The sequence below is a fragment of the Paenibacillus polymyxa genome (assembly GCF_018614975.1).
Taxonomy (GTDB): Bacteria; Bacillota; Bacilli; order Paenibacillales; family Paenibacillaceae; genus Paenibacillus; species Paenibacillus polymyxa_E.
The window spans coordinates 82,408-104,102 of record NZ_JAGGNR010000011.1 but is presented as its reverse complement, the minus strand read 5'-3'; the positions used below and the strand labels follow the sequence as shown (position 1 = coordinate 104,102).

Sequence of the window (21,695 nt, the reverse complement as noted above, 5' to 3'; positions counted from 1 at the left end):
TATCGCAGAGAGATTTAAGGATTGAATAGGTCTATCGCAAACGGACAGGAAGACTTCCTGTTGGCTGCAGTCCACCGGTTAACACATGGGACAGTGCCCGGACAACTGCAGGTGTATTCTCATACGTACACACATAACTTCCCGGCCTCGAAATCTCCAGCAGGTCATATGGATTGCGCAGAGCAATGACAATCAGGGGATGATTCTTACTAAGCTTTTCAACCAAATACTGTTGCCCTTTCGGAAGATGACCTGCCGATGTGTAAGTACATACGATAACTTGTTCACTATCCCACACATCCGCCAATATCCGATCTGCTTCATCATAAGTGGGCTGAGTGGTAATGATGTGCTCACGAACTCTGCCTCGCAGCTGCGATAGCGCAATACCCAGCGATTCTGTATGAGACCATGGTTCATCCACCTCTGTCCGTTGCGCAACCTCAGGCCAGATGACATACACATCCTTCTCTGGGTCCAACGGCAGCAGCCCATCATTATGAACGATGGTAATACTGCTTGAAGCAATCTTGAACAGCGTTAATTCGTTTGGTTCACTGGGATCACTGGGTTCAGTGAATTCATTGTTTTTAACAGGTTCAACATCTGCTCCTTCGACCGTTTCACTCGCTTTCGGCGAAACAAGATGATTATTCTGCTGCCCGCAGCGCTTTTTTTTCCATGTCATAATGCGTTCAACCGCCTGATGAATCACCTCTTCCGAAATGCGCCCCGTTCGAACTGCTTCCACAATGGCTTCAAGCGCAGCAACCTGATCTTGCAAGGTATGACTCACCAGAATCAGATCTGCTCCTGCTTCCACAGCACGAATGGCAGCTTCAGCTACTCCATAGGGTTTGGATATCGCATGCATTTCAAGACAGTCAGTAATAATAATGCCTTCAAAACCCATTTCCTCACGTAGCAGGCCCGTTAACACCTTATGAGACAACGTTGCCGGAATGGGCTCGGGCTCAATCGAAGGGAACATCACATGAGCTGTCATAATAGCATCAACCCCGGCCTCAATCGCCCGGCGGAACGGTAACAGCTCCATCTGTTCCAGCCTGTTTCGATCATGAGGTACTGTAACCATACCAAGATGAGAATCTACAGCGGTATCTCCGTGTCCCGGAAAATGTTTCGCAGTAGCAGCTAGGCCCTGTGATTGATATCCGGTGATGGCTGCTACGCCATGAGCGGCCACACTTTCAGCATGTTCACCATATGAACGCACTCCGATGACCGGGTTAAGCGGGTTGTTATTCACGTCGACTACTGGCGCAAGGTTCATATCAATACCGATGCTCTTTAACTCACGACCCAGAATTTGAGCACACTCCAGGGTATATTCCGGATTGCCTGTCGCACCAAGCGCCATATTACCCGGCACTTGGGTCATTCCCTCTTTGTCAATCCGTGCAACCATGCCACCTTCCTGGTCCACCGAAATCATGAGTGGTAAGCCCCCCGCTTCAGCAGCCATATCTTGCAGTTCGGCGGACAGCCGTGTCAATTGATCTACACTTTCGACATTGCGCCGGAAATAAATGACGCCCCCAATATGATAGTCACGAATTAAGTGAGTAATCTGTTCATCTACGTGCTGACTGTGAAATCCACACATCAACAATTGACCTACCTTTTGCTCCAATGTCAGATCATTCAAGGATTTCATATTCGACCTCTCCTCCCGTTTCCCTTGCCACTACGAACCCAATCGTTTACTCTGCCTGTACTCCGAGGGTTTCATGTGAAAGTGTTTATGAAACACCTTGGAGAAGTAACGGCGCTCCTTGAAACCTGTTGCTTCCCCAATCGCTGTAATACTCCATTCGGTTGTACTCAACAATAAAGCGGCACTTTCCATCCGTTTCTGCGTCATGTATTCTACAAAAGTAACACCCATTTGGGTTTTAAATAGCTGGCAGAAGTAGCCTGGGCTGATTCCGAGCCAATCTGAGACTTCATCTATTCCCAAGTCCTGTTGCAGCCGTGCGTCCATATACTCACATGCAGACAGGATCAGTTCCGATACGGAAGGACGTGGCTGCGTTTGTTTGCCCTGACAGGCATGGGTAACGACCTCTGCAAGTTCAAGGAGTTCCCTCATGGATACAGCCCCTTGCAGTGCATTCCAATAATTCACTTCGTGCTCTTCAGCGATCGACTGTACTTCACGAAGTTCCCGAAGCATGTGTACAAGCATAAACCGAAGATTGGTTTCATCTATCTTGCTGAAGGATTGTCCTGAATTCCCCATTCGCTGTTTAAGCCGCTCCAATACATCACATAACCCCTGCTTGTTCCCTTGACGAATCCACCGAGTAACAAGCTCCAAATCTTCTCTTGTAATCCATGAGTTAGCCCCTTTGGAGACCGTATGATCAACCGATAAGGTGGTTTCGGGACAACTCGCCTTCAGCACTCTGTCTTCACTCTCCGAATGGGACATCAGTATTTTTTGACAATGCCGGTATCGCTCCTGAATTTGACTTTCCAGACTCACGGGCACAACATCCTGAACAACCCTGACCTTCACACATGAATCAAGGGACAGTATCGCATTTAATTCGAGACACAGTTGATGAGCGAGTTCCTCTGAGCGACGTTTCCACTCACCCGACGCCTCCAGCAGGATACACCACTCACCCTTGCGGGTCGAAAGAATCTGACAATCCACCGCAATTCGATCTGCCACATCCCTAAGTCTGGAACTTACGGTCTCATGCCATCGCTCATGCTGAAGCTCGGACCAGCCGATAGAATGGCGAAAATAACCGACTGCATCCACCAGCAGCAACGTATACGGTACAGCAGATGTTATGAATTCAGGAACAGAGGCAGGATAAGCAATCTTCAACGGTTTTTCTCCTCGTAACAGGTCAATCAACTGTTTGTGTCTGATCCAGCTTTCCATCTCTTGGCTGCGATAACGTTGCGATTCGTTTTCCAGACGTCTCTTCTGGATCTGCCCGGCAAGCTCACGCAGTTTATGCTCCAGATTCAAATAATCAATTGGTTTGCATATGTATTCATGTACATTATATTTTATAGCGGTCCGAGCATACTCAAACTGCTGATACCCGGTCAACAAAATAATTTCACACGTTTCACCCTGCTCTCGCAGCAAACGAATAAGTTCCAATCCATCCATAGACGGCATCCGAATATCGCACAAGAGAATGTCTGGATGACTTTCTGTTACTTTCCCCAGCGCTTCTGCCCCGCTTCTAGCTGTACCTGTAATATCAATCCCCATCTCTTTCCAGGGTAAAATGTAGTTCAGATTCTCCAGAATCGGCAGCTCATCGTCAACCAACATTGCAGTCAGATTCATCCGGCTTCCTCCTGCTCATATAATGGAATGATGCATCGAATAATTGTGCCATACCCCCGTGCTGAACATATAAATATGCCATACCCGGCCCCGTATTGAATACGAATTCGATCTGCCACACTTCGTAATCCCAATCCCCGGCGTTCCGTTATGGACGATAATGATTCCGTCCCTTTCACCAGCATATCTTCCGGCGGATCTGCTGCCATATACTCAAATCGTGCGAGCATTTCCTGGGGAATACCGATCCCATTATCCTCAACACATAACACCAGATGACCCCGTTCTGCATACGCGCTTATTCGAAGTACACCTGGATAGGTGATCCCCTCAAACCCATGTTGAATGCTATTTTCCACCAGAGGCTGGAGGGTCAGCTTGAGCAGGATTGAGCTGTATAGATGGGGTGGAATGTCAATCTCATAGGTGAACAAATCACTGAACCTGTACTGTTGAATCTCCAGATAACTCTGCAAATGCCTTATTTCCTCACCCAGCGGAATCTCCTCCTGATCCTGAATGCTGATACGAAGCATATTGCCAAGTCTGGTTACCATCTCGCTTACTTTGCGGCCCTCCCCACGCAGCGCTAATCCATTAATGGATTCCAATGTGTTGAACAAAAAATGGGGTTTGATCTGAGCTTGTAGTACACGTAGTTCCGCTTGGGCCTTCTGCTCTTGCTCTGCCCGAACACGACGGAATAATCCCCCGATACGATCCAATAGCTCATTGAACCCTTGCGCAAGCAGCTGCATTTCATCGAATCCTTTTCCTTCCACCCTCGCATTAAAATCACCATCATCCACACGACGCATAAACCTTACAAGTACAGCAATGTTACCCGTGATGCGATTCATGAAAAAAAGATTAAAGATCATCGCTGCGAGCAGGCATAACAGAATAATGATGACAGACCAGCCTGCAAAGGCATTGGTTTCTGCAGATAAGGCTTCCCATGAAGTCACACTGACAAGGCTCCAGTTATAGTTCTTCAGATGATATTGCGAAATAATGCTCTCCTTGCCGTCAAAGACCGTTCTGACGCTGCTAAAGCCAGGACCGTAACTGCCGGATTCAGCACCAAGATTTTGCATGTTCTCACCGTTATAGATACCTGCAGGATCATAGACGATCAGCCCTTCTTCATTAATTAACAGGAATGATGTATCCTGTGCAGAATCGCTGATTTGCAGGTGACGGAAGATCCGGTCAATCTCACCTTTTTTGATCTGAACAACAAGCACACCGATATTTTGAAAATAACTGAGTTCTTTGACCAGTCTGATCTGGGTGAAGACAGGTTCTACCCCGGTTAATTCGGGGTATTCCAGAGGTGCGAGCCATTTAGGCACGCCATTGAGTTGCTGAATTTCGTTGAATAACGGATGCACTTTGAATTGCTGAAAAGGAAGGGCTTGAAAGTTTTCTTTGGTGAAAATGGAGACAATCTGGTTGTTCTCGGACGAACGCAAATCATATAAAAAGGCATAACTGATGAACGGATAATTATATAGAAGGGAACGGAAATTGCGCTGGCTGGCATTCAGGGATAACTGATTACCGGTTCCCAGATCCTGCTTGGTCGGATCTTTGGCGTTCAACGCCATTTGAAAAACCGATGTCGCTATCCCGTTGTCGGTCACATTGTTAATCTGCTGAAATACATTCTCGATATTGTAACTGATAGCCTGAAGCGCATACTCGGCCTGTTGATTGTATTTTTTCTCAATCGTATGTGATGTGACCAGAAACATGCCTATGCCCAGTGCACACATCGGTACAATAATCAGCAGCAGAAATGCCAAGGCCAGCTTCATTCGCAAGTTCATATCCCGTTCTCCCTATCAACTGGTTCTTGGTATTAACCTTTGACACCACCTGCAGTTACTCCTTCTATAATTTTCTCCTGGAGTATAGCGTAGATCACAAGTACAGGTACAACGCTGTATACAATACCTGCCGACATCTGGGCATAGTTCATCTGATATTGATCCCGAAACTGGACCATGCCCACTGGCAGCGTACGCAATTTATCGGTGGATAAGAAATAGTTGGCAAGTAAAAATTCGTTCCAGTTGCCGAGGAAATTAACGATAAAAACGGTAACAATAGCCGGAACCGTAAGAGGTATCACTATTTTAGCAAAGATACCTGGGGCCCTCAAGCCGTCCATGACCGCCGCTTCCTCAATTTCTCCAGGCAGAGAACGCATAAAAGCCGCCAGTATAATAATGGTAAACGGGATCGCATTGGCCACATAGGGCACGATTAATGCCAGATGCGTATCCAATATGCCCATTTTGCGTACAAGCAGATAGATCGGCAGCATGAGTGCATTGTTGGGAATAAGCATACCTGCCAGAATCAGACTGTACAGAAACAGACTCCATTTCCGGTGTCTCATCCGGGTTACGGCAAAAGCAAACATGGCACCGAGCACAATCGTACACGCCGACGATAAAACCGAAATGTACAGGCTGTTCCAGAAATACGTGCCAATCTTGGCATTCACCCAAGCCTCCACGTAATTGTTAAACTCCCATGTTGTAGGCAAACTGAATGGATTCAGGGCGATTTCATTGTTATCTTGCTTGAAGGAAGAGAAAATGACAAATAAAAAGGGAAACAAAATCGCGATCAAGTACAACATTAACAACACATGAGGTATACTGCTTTTTAAGCTTTTTGCCATCAATATTCCACCTTCTCGCTCCGCCTCGCTACCAGCAGTTGATACACCGCAGTGAGCACAAGCGTCAGAGCAAAGATCAGTACTGCAATCGTATTGCCATAACCATATTTGAAATTGGTAATCGCGTATTTGATCATGTAAGTCGCCAGAACCTCAGTGGACCCAGCGGGCCCACCTTTGGTCATGACAATCACGATGTCGGCTGCTTTCATGGCACCTGCAATGGACAACATGATCACCACTGAAATGATCGGCCGGATCAGCGGCAACGTAATTCGCATTGCACGTTGTACCGCCGTTGCCCCATCGATTGCGGCCGCTTCATCCAGATCACGGGGAATCGCCAGTATGGCCGCCAGCACCATGACAATGTAAAATCCCGTCCACTGCCAGGCGTTGGTCACCAAGATGGACAACATGGCAAATCGGTTATCCGATAACCAGTAGATTGGATCGATGCCCAGCACATGAAGCATTTTGTTTAATAGTCCGATATTGGGCTCATAGATGAACCCCCACAAGATACCGATAACGGCTGTCGACATGATGGATGGTAAAAAAACAGCGGTTTTATACAGACCTTTCAGCCTTTTCACATTGGCAATCAGAAGCGAAAACAGGACGATCAGGGGTACCTGAATCAGTACCGAAAATCCGATGAAAAAGCCGTTATTCCTTGTGGAAATCCAAAAACGTTCATCGGTCAGTGCCTTCATATAGTTGGATAAACCCACAAAACGTGGCTCAGCCGATACCCCATTCCAACTCGTCAGACTGTAATACAGGGAGCTACCAATAGGATATAGAAAGAACATCACAAACAGAATTAGGGCTGGCATTACAAACAACGTATAGATTAACGGGCTGCGGAGTGAAGTATTCATGGTCAGCCTCCTTCAGTCACTTCAACGATCGCAGTTTCGACTTGAATTGGTTTATTCCACTGAAGCGTTTGCTTCCTCTTGCACCTTTTGCAACTCTTCTGCCATTTTCTCTGGCGTGGTCTGCCCACCAATCAACTTCTGGATTTGCAGATTGCTGATCTCTGTCGTCACATCGGCCTGAACGAGTGCATCAAATGCCGGGAATGACGTCTTGGACGCATTGAGCACAGCCACGATTTCTTTCATCAGATCATCGGTAATGCTATCGGTCAGTACTTTCTCATCCAGCTTCATGGCAGGCAAAACACCATCTTCCACAAGGCCGCGAACCTGCATATCTTCATTATAGAAATTTTTGATAAAAGCTTTCACTGCTTCCAGCTTCTGCGGGTCATCCGCCACTGCTGCCGAGAATCCGTATCCATTGTTCACATCACGCATCAAAGACGTCTGATCCCCTGCTCCGTTCTCTACCGGAGGCATATTGAAGAATCCAACCTTGCCAATGAGCGATTCACCGCTCTGACCTTCCTTAAATACAGATGATTTCCATGTTCCGTCATACATTAATATCGCTTCGCCGCTTGTAAATTGCGTAGTATATTCGGCATACTCAAATCCCAGTTCACCTTTTTTGAAATAACCCTTATCCACCCATTCCTTATGTTTGGCAAAACCTTGCACAACACCCGGATCGGTCCACTTCGCTTCACCTGTTGCAAACTTTGCGGTAATCTCCGGCCCGGCATACCGGGACCACAGGTGGTTGGTTAACATAAGCGGTACCCAGCCCGCCTTGGATGCGGAAGCAAGCGGCACTTTGCCATCGGCCTTGATCTCGGCCAGTATATTGTCCAGTTCAGCCATGGTGGTTGGGGCTTTCCATCCTTTTTGTTCAAAGTACTCTTTATTATAGAAAAAACCTTCGCCTGAACCGCCAATCGGCAGTCCATATACTTTGCCTTCATACGTAAATGGTTCAAGGGATGTAAACTGGTCCTGAATACCCAGCTCTTGCAGGATCGGGGTCAGATCAAGCAGCATACCTTCCTTGGCATAAACTTTGGAATCCGGGCTACCGAACAGTTCAAATATATCCGGCGGGTTGCCGGCAGCCATCTCTCCGCGAAGCTTTTCCTTACGATTCACATCGGATTCGACGCCATCCAGCGTAAAGGTCAGATTGGGTACTTCACTCTCAACTTTGTCCACAACATCCTGCAGAATGGCCAGTCTTTTCTGTTTGTCGGCTCCCACCTGCGTGTGGCGGAGAAGCATTTCAACCGGTTCCTTACTTGTTTCCTCCACAGGTGTATTGCCTGCGCCTTGCTGTGGCTCGTTACTTGAGCTTGCACATCCCGCCAAAGTCCATGAAGTGATAAGCAATAATGAAAGCAGCAATGTCATTCTTTTTTTCATCGGGTTGACCCTCCTCAAGATATTGAGCATTTGGCTTTACACTCTGATTATAAAAAGCCGGAGCTTACATCGTAAGGATGACAATTCATCAATGGAGGGATAAAATCCTTCACTGAACAAAAAACAGCCCCTGCGAAGTATATTCGCAAGGGCTGCTTAAGCTCTTGGTTTCTACGTTATTTATAACTGTAGTTTACTTACCTGAACAAGCCATGCCAGCCGTTTCCTGGCGACCTTGTTCAATCAGGCGATACGCTCGCTCCACTTCTTCTTCACTTGGTGAAGGAACTCCATCCAGTGGATATGCTTTGCCGAGTGCTTCCCATTTGTAGATCCCCATCTGATGGTATGGAAGAATTTCGAACTTCTCGACGCCATTTAATGTTCCGATAAACCGTCCGAGGTTAAGCAGATCCTCTTCCTCGTTATGAATGCCAGGCACATACACGTGGCGTATCCACATTTTCCGGCCTTGATCCGATAACCACTGGGCCGTTTTCAACGTTCTCTCATTGGATTTGCCTGTCAGCTTGATGTGTTTCTCGTCATCAATATGCTTGAGGTCCAGCAGAACCAGGTCTGTGTGATCCAGCAGATCGTGAATCCGTTCCGGTTCGTTAAATCCGTTGCTGTCCAGTGTTGTATGCAATCCCCAGCGGCGCTTCACTTCTTTGAAGATTTCGCCTACAAAGTGGGCCTGTAACGTTGGTTCTCCACCAGATATCGTGAGTCCGCCTCCAGAGCTGCGGTAGTAGGATAGATACGGCTCAATTTCAGCCAGTACCTCCTCAATCGTCATTTCTTTTCCACCATCCAGCGCCCAGGTATCAGGGTTGTGGCAATACTGACACTTGAGTAGACATCCTTGCATAAAAAGCACAAAGCGGATGCCTGGGCCGTCAACCGTCCCGAAAGTTTCGAGTGAATGAATATGTCCGTTAACCATGCTGCCTCTTCCTTTCTGTATCCGCATCCGCTGTGCGTTTAATATGATTTGGAATGCCTTGCTCTAGCGGTCTTCTACTTGCAAATTACTTACATGGAGCCATGGAACGTACGGTTGATTACATCCAACTGTTGTTCACGAGTCAGTTTAATGAAGTTCACCGCATATCCGGATACCCGTACAGTCAGTTGCGGATAGTTTTCCGGGTGATCCATCGCATCAATCAATTGCTGACGATCAAATACGTTAACGTTCAGGTGATGAGCGTTTTGACCGAAGTACCCATCCATCATCGCAGTCAGATTGGATTTACGTGTAGTCTCCTCTTTACCCAATGCTTTTGGCACGATGGAGAAGGTATTAGAGATCCCGTCAAGACTGTGTTCATAAGGCAATTTGGCTACAGAGCCAAGGGATGCCAGTGCACCTTTTTTATCACGACCATGCATTGGGTTCGCACCTGGAGCAAATGGTTCACCTGCTTTACGACCATCCGGTGTAGTCCCTGTTTTCTTACCATATACCACATTGGATGTGATCGTCAGAACCGATTGTGTTGGCACTGCGTTACGGTAAGCTTTGTGCTTGCGAATCATGCCCATGAAGTTCTCAACCAGTTCAACAGCAATGCTGTCTACGCTATCTTCATTGTTACCGTAACAAGGGAAGTCCCCTTCGATTTCGAAATCAACAGCGATGCCTTGTTCGTTACGAATTGGTTTTACTTTGGCATATTTGATAGCACTCAGTGAATCTGCTGTAACCGAGAGACCGGCGATACCACAAGCCATCGTACGTACAATGTCACGGTCATGCAATGCCATTTCGATCCGCTCATAGCTGTATTTATCGTGCATGTAGTGAATGACGTTGAGAGTGTTCATATACAGCTTCGCCAGCCACTCCATCATTGGTTTGAAGCGTTTCATAACCTCATTGTAATCCAGCACTTCGCTTGTAATGGCAGGATACTCAGGTCCGACCTGTGCTCCAGATTTCTCGTCACGACCACCGTTGATCGCATACAGGAGAGCTTTTGCCAGGTTGGCACGAGCACCGAAGAATTGCATTTGTTTACCGATCTTCATCGCCGACACACAGCAAGCAATACCGTAATCGTCACCGTAGATCGGGCGCATCAGATCATCATTCTCATACTGAATTGAACTTGTTTCAATGGATACTTTACTGCAATAATCTTTGAAAGCTTCTGGAAGTTTCGTGGACCAGAGAACAGTCAGGTTCGGCTCTGGTGCAGGACCCAGATTGTGCAGTGTATGCAGGAAACGGAAGCTGTTTTTGGTTACGCGTGTTTCGCCATTCACGGACATACCACCGATGGACTCAGTCACCCATGTTGGATCTCCACTGAACAGTTCGTTGTAATCTGGTGTACGCAGGAATTTGACAATCCGCAGTTTCATGACGAAATGGTCTACCAATTCCTGAGCCTGTTCTTCGGACAAAATACCTTCTTGCAAGTCACGTTCAATGTAGATATCCAGGAAAGAAGATACACGTCCCAGGGACATCGCAGCACCGTTCTGTTCTTTGATCGCAGCGAGATAACCGAAGTACAACCATTGGAATGCTTCTTTGGCTGTAGTCGCTGGCAAGGAAATATCGAACCCGTGCATATCGCCCAATTGTTTCAATTCTTGCAATGCACGAATCTGCTCAGACAATTCTTCCCGCAGACGAATGACATCTTCATCAATGACATCAACTTCGAGTGCGTTCAATTCGCCTTTTTTGTTACGAATCAGGAAATCTACCCCGTACAAAGCTACACGACGATAGTCACCGATGATCCGGCCACGGCCGTAAGCATCTGGCAGACCTGTGATAATTCCTGCTTTACGCGCTGCACGCATGTCGGAAGTATAAGCATCGAAAACCCCTTGGTTATGCGTTTTGCGAATGTTTGTAAATATATCAATGACACCTTGTGGCATTTCAAAGCCATATGCCTCACATGCGTCAATCATCATGCGGATTCCGCCTGTTGGTTGAATGGAACGTTTGAACGGAGCATCGGTCTGAACGCCGACAATCTGCTCTTTGGATTGATCCAGATAACCGGGTTGGTGAGAGATAATAGTACCTGGTGTGTTCACGTCTACATCAAGGACACCGCCGTTATCACGTTCTTTTTTGGTCAGATCAGATACGATCTCCCACAATTCTTTGGTATTCTGGGTTGCACCTGCGAGAAATGCTTCATCACCGTAATACGGAGACAAGTTGTGTGCCAGAAAATCATTCACGTCTACGGATTTGGTCCATGTTCCTTTGGTAAAGTTTCTCCAGCCTGTTTGTTGTTTGACATCTTTTTCAATCACCGACATCTTAATCCCTCCACTAATTTGGATTTCTGGACATATAACATGTTTATTCATTCGTAGCATTGTGTGCCCAGAGCCGCGATTAATGTGAATTGTTTCACATAAACCGGAACATGTTCTCTCTACTTGGGAACCGGAACCGCGGGATGAATGTTTTTCTTACATTTTCAGTATACGTCTTAGGGCTTTCATTATCTGTGATTTTTGTCACAAAGCCAGTGAACTAACTCACTCCACCTGTGCTGTGTCTTATTAAACACCTGTGGTAATTCACACTTTTTCACTCCGTGGAGAGAATAACCTTCCGATCGCTGTTATCCCCGGATTTTTTGATTCACTTTTTCCAAGGTGAAAATCCGGGGATAAAGGCGAGCGCTTCGCTTCTTCAGGTTTTTTCTCTCCCCTCCGTTATCGTGTGAATGTTTGGCAGTTCAAACAGCCGCATCTCGCTTTCGTCTCACCTCCTTTAAGAAAAAGGCATTTGCATTTAGACCTCTACGTCTGGGGGCAAAACTTAATAAAGAGAGAAGACCATAACCTCTGAAAAGTGGTTGCTTGCTCTTCCCTTTTTCTGCCCTCACTGCCCTCTTCGTTCTGCTGTAAAAACATACGGCAATCGGGGCTCCCCTCTCGGGGAACCCTGAACATATTGCCTCAACCTCTAACCACTGATTTGCTATTTTGTACTATTCGTTATTCAAACTTTCCGTAGAAAGCGTTGCGGTACACGTCTGCCAGTTCAGTCACCAGCGGCATTTTTGGATTGGCTGTTGTACATTGGTCTTCAAAGGCACGATCTGCCAGATAATCGACATGTGCTTCAAAGTCTTTGGCATCAAATCCGATTTCCTGGAACGATTCTTCAATGCCCAGTGTTTTGTTCAGTTTACGGATCGCATTGATGAGACTGGTTACCCCTTCTTCTGTGGTGCGAGCAGGCAATCCCAAGATGCGGGCAATTTCTGCATAACGCTCATCCGCTACAAAGTGCGAATATTTCGGGAACGATGCAAATTTGGTCGGTTTTTTTGCATTGTAACGAATGACGTGTGGCATCAGGATTGCATTGGTGCGTCCGTGTGCGGTGTGATACTGACCGCCCCATTTGTGCGCCAAGCTGTGGTTAATGCCCAGGAATGCGTTGGCAAACGCCATACCGGCAATTGTGGAAGCATTATGCATTTTCTCACGTGCCAGTTTGTCACCTTGCAGCGCAGATTGCTCCAGATATTGGAACACCAGTTGGATTGCTTTGATCGCAAGTCCATCGGTATAATCATTCGCCATCACAGACACATAAGCTTCAATCGCATGAGTCAGTACGTCCATCCCTGTATCCGCTACAGCCGTTTTAGGCAGGGAGTATACGAATTCCGGATCGACAATCGCTACGTCTGGAGTCAGCTCATAGTCAGCCAATGGATATTTGGTGTTACCCTGTTCTTTGTCTGTAATAACCGCGAACGATGTAACTTCAGAACCTGTACCCGATGTGGTTGGAATCGCTACAAATTTCGCTTTTACGCCGAGACGTGGATATTTGTAGATCCGTTTGCGGATATCCATGAATTTTTGTTTCAGATCGTTGAAGTCCGTGTCCGGATATTCATAGAACAACCACATGGCTTTAGCAGCATCCATCGGTGATCCACCGCCGAGTGCGATAATGCAGTCCGGTTGGAAGCGGCGCATCATTTCGGTTCCGCGATCTACCGTTGTTGTGGATGGATCTGGCTCTACATCAGAGAATACTTCGATCGCTACCGGCATTTGGCGTTGACGCAGATAGTGTTCTACCTTTTCAACATATCCAAGCTTCACCATCATGGCATCCGTAATAATCGCCACACGTGTGATGTCAGGCATTTTGGCAAGATACTGCGTTGCCCCTTTTTCGAAGTAGACTTTGTTCGGCACTTTGAACCATTGCATATTCACGGTACGGCGAGCCACCCTTTTCACATTGATTAAGTTCACAGCGGTTACGTTGGAAGAAGTCGAGTTACGTCCATATGATCCGCATCCTAGTGTCAACGATGGCATGTTTGTGTTGTAGATATCCCCGATGGCACCGTGTGTGGATGGTGAGTTCACAATAATCCGTCCGGTTTGCAGACGATCTGCGAATTTGCCAATTACTTCTTCATTTGTTGAATGGATAACCGAAGAGTGACCCATGCCGCCAAAAGCAACCACTTCTGCTGCACGCTCAATTCCCTCTGCTGCCGTTTTAACTTTGTAACAAGCCAGTACCGGACTTAATTTCTCAGCCGACAATGGAAATTTGGTACCTACGCCTTCAATCTCGGCTACAAGAATTTTGGTGCCTGCAGGAACTTCAATACCGCACAACTTCGCAATGCTCACCGCAGATTGACCCACAATCGCCGGGTTCACCGCACATTTCTCGGCATTAATCGCACCTGCTGTCAATTTTGCTGCTTCATCTTTGTTAACAAAGTAACAGCCATTTGCAATCATTTTTTTCTTCACTTGATCAAAGATCGGTTCTTCAATAATTACCGCTTGTTCGGAAGCACAGATCATGCCGTTATCGAAAGACTTGGACAGAATCAAATCCGTTACTGCCTGATTGATATCCGCGCTTTTCTCGATAAAGCAAGGTACGTTACCCGGTCCTACGCCCAGTGCAGGTTTACCACAGCTGTACGCTGCACGTACCATGCCAGATCCGCCTGTTGCCAAAATGAGAGCCACATCATTGTGATTCATCAGTTCATTCGTACGATCCATGGAAGGATCATCAATCCACTGAATACAATCTGCTGGTGCACCATGTTTCACCGCTGCATCACGCAGGATTTTGGCAGCTTCCCGGCTACAATTCTGTGCAGATGGGTGGAAACCAAAGATAATCGGATTACGTGTCTTGATGGAGATCAGTGCTTTAAACATCGTTGTTGATGTTGGGTTCGTTACTGGGGTGATCCCCATGATGATCCCAACCGGCTCCGCAATTTTCTGGAAGCTTTCGTACTCATTATCTTCAATTACACCTACCGTTTTGTCATATTTAATGCTATGATACACATATTCTGTAGCAAATATATTCTTGGTGATTTTATCCTCATATACTCCGCGGCCTGTTTCTTCTACGGCCATCTTGGCGAGCATCATGTGTTTATCTAGCCCCGCAAGCGCCATTGCTTGCACAATCCGGTCAATCTGCTTCTGATCCATCTTCATGAATGCGGCGTGTGCTTTATTCGCTTTGTCAATTAACGTTTGAATATACTGACCTGCTGTCGGTTCTTTTGCTGGGGCGACTTCGTTCTTTACAGCCATCTCCCTCATCCTCCTAAAGGTTCGTATTGGTTTGTCTCTCTTCTTTACATTCACATCGTACCATGGGTAAAAGGTTAAATATGTGATTTTTTTCACAAAGTATAACAAATTTAATTTAAGTTTTGTAGTGTCCTTCATACGACCATTTTCACTTCATATTTAAAATATAGAGCTATACAATTCATCCTCTCCATCAAAAGTGAATTTAATCACAATGTTTGAAATTTCGTCATTTTTGCCCCCTTTCCTCCCCCCTCAAACGGTAAGATTAGGTATATACTGAACTTAAAAAATTGAACCACCGCAATTTGTACCGTCCTTCCTCCCGGCCGAGATGACCCTGATCAGGACGGCAACGGTTTGCGGCGAACCTCGGAGGCTACTGCTTACTACAGAAGGTCGTCCGATGGACATAAAGGGGAGATAGACTTATGAGAGAACTAACGACTGTACTGGAAAAACGCGGCAATACCAACTGTTTCTCGGAAGCGAATTTCAACCATCTGCTGGTTACCATGAAAGATAGAACCTATCCGGAAGGTACACATCTGTACTGGGAAGGTGACATCTCTGACAAACTTTATTATATGAAACGAGGTCGTGCCCAGATCACCAAATCCACGGATGAAGGCAAGGAACTGATCATGTACATGTATCAATCCGGTGATATGATTGGGCAGGCCGATCCCTTCTTTGGTTCTAAACACAGCTTCTCAGCGGAAGTATTAGAGGACAGTGAGATCGGTGTACTGGAACATAAAGACCTGGAGATGTTAATCTGCCAGCATTGTGACTTTGCGATCGACTTTATGAAATGGATGGGCATCCACCACCGGTTGACACAGACCAAGTTCCGGGATCTCATGTTATATGGCAAACCGGGTGCACTCTGCTCCACCCTCATTCGGTTGTCGAATTCGTATGGTGAGCCTCATGGAGAGCATGTCATTATTCACAAAAAAATTACCCACACGGACCTGTCCAATATGATTGGAGCCACTCGTGAAAGTGTGAACCGCATGTTAAGCGACCTGCGTAAGAAAGATGCAATTGAATATGACAATGGCATGATTGTTATCAAAGATCTGAAGATGCTGCAAGGGATCTGTCACTGTGAACTTTGCCCGAACGAGATCTGTCGTATTTAATCTTTGAGTATGCTATGCAGATGTTGGTTATATATTTAATGAAAAAAAAGCCCATTTCTCTGCAGAGAGATTGGGCTTTTTGGTATACTTAGGATGCATTGGTCAATTCAAGCTTTACCGCATCACGTGGATTCAATTTCATGTCCAGACCATTTTCCATTAATTCCTTGTCATTCACCATAATGACCCACCGCTCATTCATACGAGGTGTGACATTCTCGACCGAAACGACAAATTTGTTATTCTCCGACATTCTTACAATGCCGCTGGACTTCAACACATCCCGAACTGTGCACTCTTGAACGTAGACGCCGGCATATTGACGATTAAGGGTTGGCATAATGTTTCCACCGCTAACCTTGAGTAACGTTGTCTGATATGCAACGCCATCCCCCCCACTGTCAGCGGCTTTCACGTAAATGATCACTTCATCTTTGGCATGAAGCTCCATGTCCCAATCTTCTTGTTCAATATCCTTGCCATTCAATTTGACAGCCCAGCTAAGCGAAGAATCCAGAGAAACTTCACCGACGGATTGAATCCGTTTGCCATCTGCCGTAAAATCAACCAGTCCGCTATTGAGTAATGCCTTTTTGAGTGTCAAACCCTCACTGAAATCTCGCTTAATGGACTTTGTTGCATCAGGCAAAAATGTACTGCCATCTACAGCTACTGTGATCGTATTCGCTGTTTCTGTCTCTTTGACAATTGGCTGCTCAGAAGGCTGTGTCTCACTACAACCAGCCAAGATCGCCAGTAGGAGCACGCATACACCTATGTAACCGGGGATTTTCTTCATCATGTAGGTAACACCACCCTGCGTAAAATCATTCACCCTGTTGTCCATAACCTCTATTATGGCACAACCTTCGGCAAAAAAAAGTGTCAAAGCCGTTACTTTTATAGGGTACCGCCTCCAAATAAGGCTTGTACAAGAAAGAGAGCCTGCACACAGGCTCTCCAATCTAATTCATTTCCAAGTTAACATTGGTTACGTTATCACTGCACACTAGCCTGCATGTATGTCCGTCCTCCATCGCCATCTTTCAGATATGGATTAAGCCCGAAGAACTGCTCCTCAGATACATATACACCTGTCAGCAATCGCCCTTCAAGCAATCCACCGTCTACCTGCACGCAACATGAAGGTGCGTCTACATACTCCTGATATAGCGGAATCTGCCCATATTGTTGATGGACCTTGAATACCTTCCCTTGCTCATGCAAAGGCCGTTCCGAGAAATAGGTAGGCACAATATAACGGGCAATGACATCCAGTTCCTGCACGCTATAAAAGGGTTCATCACCAAGCCATGGTGCAAACATTCGAATCTTCTCATATTGAGACCAGACAACCGCTTGAATCAGCATTTCTGCCTGAACCAGCCGACCTTCTCCCATATCCAGAACCAACCGCTCACCATGGATGGTATCTTCCATCTGAGAAGTCGTTGAATCAGGTTGTCCCAGCTCACATCCGATGCACTTCCAGCCCCTGGACGTTTGAATCCATTTTTGCAGCACCGCCGGAGCTAATCTCGGACCATCGCTGTTCACAGAATGCGTGTTCAATTGGGCAAGGTCATTCTTAATCGATCGCGAATATGCTGTGCGCTTGAATAACTCTGCAGCTTTTTTGTAAATTAGATGGACCTGAATGGATGCGCTCTCAAGTTCTGCAATATCTTTCTTGCCGTAGCGTACTTCACGGGATAAGCTTTCTTCTCTCATGACAAGTGGGCCTCCTTCGCTCCGGCCGTCTGTGGCCATTTTCTATAGATTATACTACAACTCATGACAACATGTGCATAGCCCAAGAGAAAAACGCCGATCCACGTTATACTTAAGACAAAAACCCCTGATTTCCACAGAAATCAGGAGTCTATGTCATTCATGCAAAAAGTGGGTGATGTTATACGTTAATCAACCCACTTCTCAGCCCAGTCTTGAATTTGATTCATGACAGGCTGCAGCGCTCTACCTTTATCCGTCAGTTCATATTCAATACGAACCGGCGTCTCGGGATAGACATGACGAACCAGAATACCTTCACTCTCCAGATCTTTCATCCGTTCGGACAACATCTTGTCACTCATGGATGGAATCAGATTGGAGATATCCTTGAATCGCTTCGAACCACTCATCAACGTTTGAATAATTAAACCATTCCAGCGCTTGCCCAAAAAAGAAAACGCCGTCTCAAAACGCGGACACATCCGCAAGTCTTGACCTTCCACATTAATCACCTCTTTAGAGATCACTCAACTTACATTTTGTTAGTATATTTCATAATAACATATTTAAGCTTCAAAGAAAACGCCTGCAACTAAAAAGTTTGAATTTTAGAAGCGTAACATCCAAAATGGTTCATACATCCCAGTATACATTACATGCTGCGTCGTAACCATGGGAAATATCGTATAACTTCCCCACAGTACTATCTTACCCAAAAAGAACCCAACTGCCACAGTCATCATTGACTTGCGAAGGGTTCTTTTTTGAATATAGCTTATAATATCCATTTCACGAAGCAGTTAATGAATTAGACCAGCACGCCACCAAATGGTCTTACAGGTTCGCTCTTGCCAAATTCCGGCTTAAAGCTGCGGGCAGGATATGCCCATTTCACAGCGTTGCTGATCACTCTTAATATTTCCGGTTTGTAATAGGTCGGATACGTCTCATGACCTGGTCGGAAATAAAAGATTTTACCTTCACCACGCCGAAACGTGCATCCACTCCGGAATACTTCTCCACCCTGGAAGTTGCTCACAAACACCAGTTCATCCGGTACTGGAATATCGAAGAATTCACCGTACATCTCTTCTTTTTCCAATACAATCTTGCCCTCGATGCCATCCGCAATCGGATGAGATGGGTTAACACACCATACAATTTCCTGCTCGTCAGCTACACGCCACTTCAGATCACAGCTGGTTCCCATCAGTGCTTTGAATGGTTTGGAGAAATGACCTGAATGGAGCACAATCATTCCCATCCCGTTCAGCACTCGCTGCGCGACCTTCTGTGAGATCTCATCGCTTACGCGATCATGTGCCATATGTCCCCACCATATAAGCACATCTGTGGAATTCAGCACTTCATCACTTAATCCGTGTTCAGGCTGATCCAGTGTAGCTGTACGAATAGCAAAGCCTTCGCCGCCAAGTCCGTCAGCCAGTGCTCGATGCAGACCATCCGGGTAGACTTCCCTTACTTCATCGTGAATTTTCTCATGGACAAATTCATTCCAAATGGTGACGTTGATCATATTCAATTTCCCCCTAGTGTAGCTCTAAACCCACCACATATCGCCCAGCGGCTCTTCGATCAATACTTGCTGGAGATTTTGCACGGCTTTAGAGAATCCTTCTTCAACCGACATCAGACCGTCTTCGTGCTCAATACTTACTACATAATCATATCCGACCAGACGCAAGGCACTCATAATGTCTGCCCATGTCTTGTTATCATGTCCATAACCGACCGAGCGGAACTGCCAAGCCCGATCCAGCATATTTGTATAATCTTGCATATCCGTCACACCGTGTTTGTTCACGTTTACCGGATCAATCGTTGTATCTTTTGCATGGAAGTGATGGATGGCTCCTTCACGTCCCAAGATGTGAATGGCCTGAACCGGATCAATGCCTTGCCACCACATGTGACTTGGGTCCAGATTGGCTCCGATCACTTCACCTGCTGCTTCACGCAATCTCAGCAAGGTTGCTGGAGTATGAACGGAGAATCCACCGTGCAGTTCCAATCCAACTTTTACGTTACGATCTGCTGCAAATTTACCCCACTCTGTCCAGTAAGGGATAACTTTGTTCTCCCACTGCCACTTCAGGATCTCCTGGAAGTCATTTGGCCATGGTGCAACAGGCCAGTTCGGATATTTGGCATCCTCATGGTCCCCTGGACAACCGGAGAATGTATTCACTACAGGTACTTCCAGCTTCTCAGCCAGTTCTACCGATTTAACAAAATCATCGTGAAATCCTTTGGCGATATCCTTTTGCGGATGCAGCGGGTTACCGTGACAGCTCAGTGCACTGATCGTCAAACCACGTGATTCCACTGCATTTTTGAAGTTTTTCAATGCTGTAGGATTGCTTAACAACTCATCTGGCTTACAATGTGCATTGCCTGGATGTCCGCCTGTTCCGATCTCTACTGCTTTTAATCCCTTGGATGCTACATAATCAAGAGCATCCTCCAATTTACGTCCTCCGAATAGTACCAAAAATACGCCGAGTTTCAAGTGCGATTCCTCCCTGGATTAGATATCGTATGATTGCTGAATTCATGAATATTGAACTGTATACAATTACCGTTCAGATCACATGCCTGTTTGATTAGTGTGGAAAATCGAGAGTGTTTCTATCCTGAAATTGAACGTAAGAATACTGGTTATTCTGCTTCACTCGTAGGAGCATCAAGCTTCGAACACTTTTTACTCAGACTAGTGTGATTCCACGGTTTCAATCTCAGTTTGAACTGAGTGAGTTACTGCAAAAGAATCATAGCTGCTCTCCAGATGTATGTGCTTGCCTTCAAGTGAAGAACGCTGGAATGAATGCATGGCTTCCAGTACGTGATATGCAAGCTTGCCACTGGCTTTGTGTTCCCGTCCGGCACGAATGGATCCAACCATTTCCGTTACGCCGATGCCTCGTTCGTTTTGTCCACTTTCGAAGACTGGTTTGACCGTCTCCCACGTGTCTTGACCGTATCTGCGAACCTTCACTTCCCCGTTAAAATAATTGGGGTCCGGTACACTAAGCGTACCTTCTGTACCATAGATTTCAATACGTGGCAGATCCGAAGCTCCGCGAATATCGAAACTGGTGATCATGGTTGCAATGGCACCTTCCGCAAAATCAATGGTTCCTGCCAAGTGGGTAGGCGTCTCTACTTGCAGCGCTGTCCCTTCCTTCGGCCCGGAGCCAATCTTGCGATCTGCAATCTGTATCCCTGCCGAGGCGCTGATTCTGCGTATCGGTCCAAGCAGCGTAATCAGAGCGGTCAGGTAGTAAGGTCCCATATCAAACATGGGTCCGCCGCCTGCAACATAAAAGAACTCCGGATTAGGATGCCAAGCTTCTGGTCCTCCACCCATGAAGAATGAAGTCGCTGCAATCGGCTTGCCAATCAGCCCATCCTCAATGGCTTTACGAGCTGTCTGTATGCCTGAACCAAGGAAGGTATCCGGTGCAGAACCCACATACAATCCCTTTTCCTCAGCCAGCTCAACAACCTTGCGACCATCCTCGAGAGAAATTGCCAGCGGCTTCTCGGCATACACATGTTTGCCTGCTTCAAGTGCAGCCAGATCGGTCATGGCGTGACTGCCAGGAACCGTAAGGTTCAACACAAGTTCAATTTCGTTATTTTGCAGCAACTCATCTACATTGTAAACGTTTGCGATATTAAATTCATCTGCCCGTTCCTGAGCGCGTTCACGAATCAAATCCGCAACAGCCACGACTTCAATGACCGGGTTGTTTTTGAGATTTTCCAAGTAGATGGCGCTGATGTTACCACACCCGATGATGCCTGCTTTCATTTTCTCCACTGTGACGTTCATCTCCTTAGCATGGTGAAAATCT

The 21,695-nt window shown here is 46.4% G+C and carries 16 protein-coding genes; 1 reads left to right on the top strand and 15 read right to left on the bottom strand.

All coding sequences use genetic code 11. The features are described 5' to 3' along the window. Positions 1-31: 31 nt before the first annotated feature. The 9 genes from nagZ to adhE form a co-directional block, all read right to left on the bottom strand. On the bottom strand, positions 32-1,678 hold the full coding sequence (nagZ, locus tag J7E78_RS08985) for a beta-N-acetylhexosaminidase (protein WP_215075889.1): 1,647 nt from the start codon (positions 1,676-1,678) through the stop codon (positions 32-34). Positions 1,679-1,708: 30 nt separating this feature from the next. Continuing rightward, on the bottom strand, positions 1,709-3,340 hold the full coding sequence (locus J7E78_RS08980; protein WP_215075888.1) for a response regulator transcription factor: 1,632 nt from the start codon (positions 3,338-3,340) through the stop codon (positions 1,709-1,711). Then, positions 3,337-5,172, bottom strand: a complete 1,836-nt coding sequence (locus J7E78_RS08975) for a cache domain-containing sensor histidine kinase (protein WP_215075887.1) — start codon at positions 5,170-5,172, stop codon at positions 3,337-3,339. Before J7E78_RS08975 ends, J7E78_RS08980 begins: the two co-directional genes overlap by 4 nt. Positions 5,173-5,204: 32 nt before the next feature. Next, on the bottom strand, positions 5,205-6,035 hold the full coding sequence (locus J7E78_RS08970) for a carbohydrate ABC transporter permease (protein WP_215075886.1): 831 nt from the start codon (positions 6,033-6,035) through the stop codon (positions 5,205-5,207). Then, on the bottom strand, positions 6,035-6,919 hold the full coding sequence (locus J7E78_RS08965; RefSeq protein ID WP_127551294.1) for a carbohydrate ABC transporter permease: 885 nt from the start codon (positions 6,917-6,919) through the stop codon (positions 6,035-6,037). The genes J7E78_RS08970 and J7E78_RS08965 overlap by 1 nt, the downstream gene beginning before the upstream one ends. Positions 6,920-6,970: 51 nt before the next feature. After that, positions 6,971-8,338: an ABC transporter substrate-binding protein gene (locus J7E78_RS08960; RefSeq protein ID WP_215075885.1), complete on the bottom strand. Its 1,368-nt coding sequence runs from the start codon at positions 8,336-8,338 to the stop codon at positions 6,971-6,973. Positions 8,339-8,531: 193 nt separating this feature from the next. After that, complete coding sequence (gene pflA / locus J7E78_RS08955; RefSeq protein WP_215075884.1) at positions 8,532-9,284, bottom strand: pyruvate formate-lyase-activating protein; 753 nt, start codon at positions 9,282-9,284, stop codon at positions 8,532-8,534. Positions 9,285-9,373: 89 nt separating this feature from the next. Continuing rightward, entirely contained in the window at positions 9,374-11,632 is a 2,259-nt protein-coding gene (gene pflB / locus J7E78_RS08950) for a formate C-acetyltransferase (RefSeq protein ID WP_047843639.1), read from the bottom strand. Between the two features lie 690 nt (positions 11,633-12,322). Next, positions 12,323-14,935 (bottom strand): bifunctional acetaldehyde-CoA/alcohol dehydrogenase, encoded by a 2,613-nt coding sequence (adhE, locus tag J7E78_RS08945; protein ID WP_215075883.1) that lies wholly within the window; start codon positions 14,933-14,935, stop codon positions 12,323-12,325. 431 nt (positions 14,936-15,366) lie between these two features. Between adhE and J7E78_RS08940 the strand changes: the two genes are divergently transcribed. Further along, a complete protein-coding gene (locus J7E78_RS08940) occupies positions 15,367-16,083 on the top strand; it encodes a Crp/Fnr family transcriptional regulator (RefSeq protein ID WP_076333276.1) in 717 nt (238 codons plus the stop codon). A gap of 88 nt (positions 16,084-16,171) precedes the next feature. Here J7E78_RS08940 and J7E78_RS08935 read toward each other — a convergent pair whose 3' ends face one another. The 6 genes from J7E78_RS08935 to J7E78_RS08910 form a co-directional block, all read right to left on the bottom strand. Further along, the gene (locus J7E78_RS08935) at positions 16,172-16,885 is read right to left on the bottom strand and encodes a hypothetical protein (RefSeq protein ID WP_215075882.1); all 714 of its coding nucleotides are present in this window, start codon (positions 16,883-16,885) and stop codon (positions 16,172-16,174) included. 197 nt (positions 16,886-17,082) lie between these two features. Then, positions 17,083-17,814, bottom strand: a complete 732-nt coding sequence (locus tag J7E78_RS08930) for a hypothetical protein (RefSeq protein WP_215075881.1) — start codon at positions 17,812-17,814, stop codon at positions 17,083-17,085. Positions 17,815-18,002: 188 nt separating this feature from the next. After that, complete coding sequence (locus tag J7E78_RS08925) at positions 18,003-18,299, bottom strand: winged helix-turn-helix transcriptional regulator (RefSeq protein WP_076333333.1); 297 nt, start codon at positions 18,297-18,299, stop codon at positions 18,003-18,005. A gap of 326 nt (positions 18,300-18,625) precedes the next feature. Continuing rightward, positions 18,626-19,354 (bottom strand): ThuA domain-containing protein, encoded by a 729-nt coding sequence (locus J7E78_RS08920; RefSeq protein WP_017687549.1) that lies wholly within the window; start codon positions 19,352-19,354, stop codon positions 18,626-18,628. A 24-nt stretch (positions 19,355-19,378) separates the two neighbouring features. Further along, positions 19,379-20,347, bottom strand: a complete 969-nt coding sequence (locus tag J7E78_RS08915) for a sugar phosphate isomerase/epimerase family protein (protein ID WP_017687548.1) — start codon at positions 20,345-20,347, stop codon at positions 19,379-19,381. 201 nt (positions 20,348-20,548) lie between these two features. After that, on the bottom strand, positions 20,549-21,661 hold the full coding sequence (locus tag J7E78_RS08910; protein ID WP_215075880.1) for a Gfo/Idh/MocA family protein: 1,113 nt from the start codon (positions 21,659-21,661) through the stop codon (positions 20,549-20,551). Between the last annotated feature and the right edge of the window lie 34 nt (positions 21,662-21,695).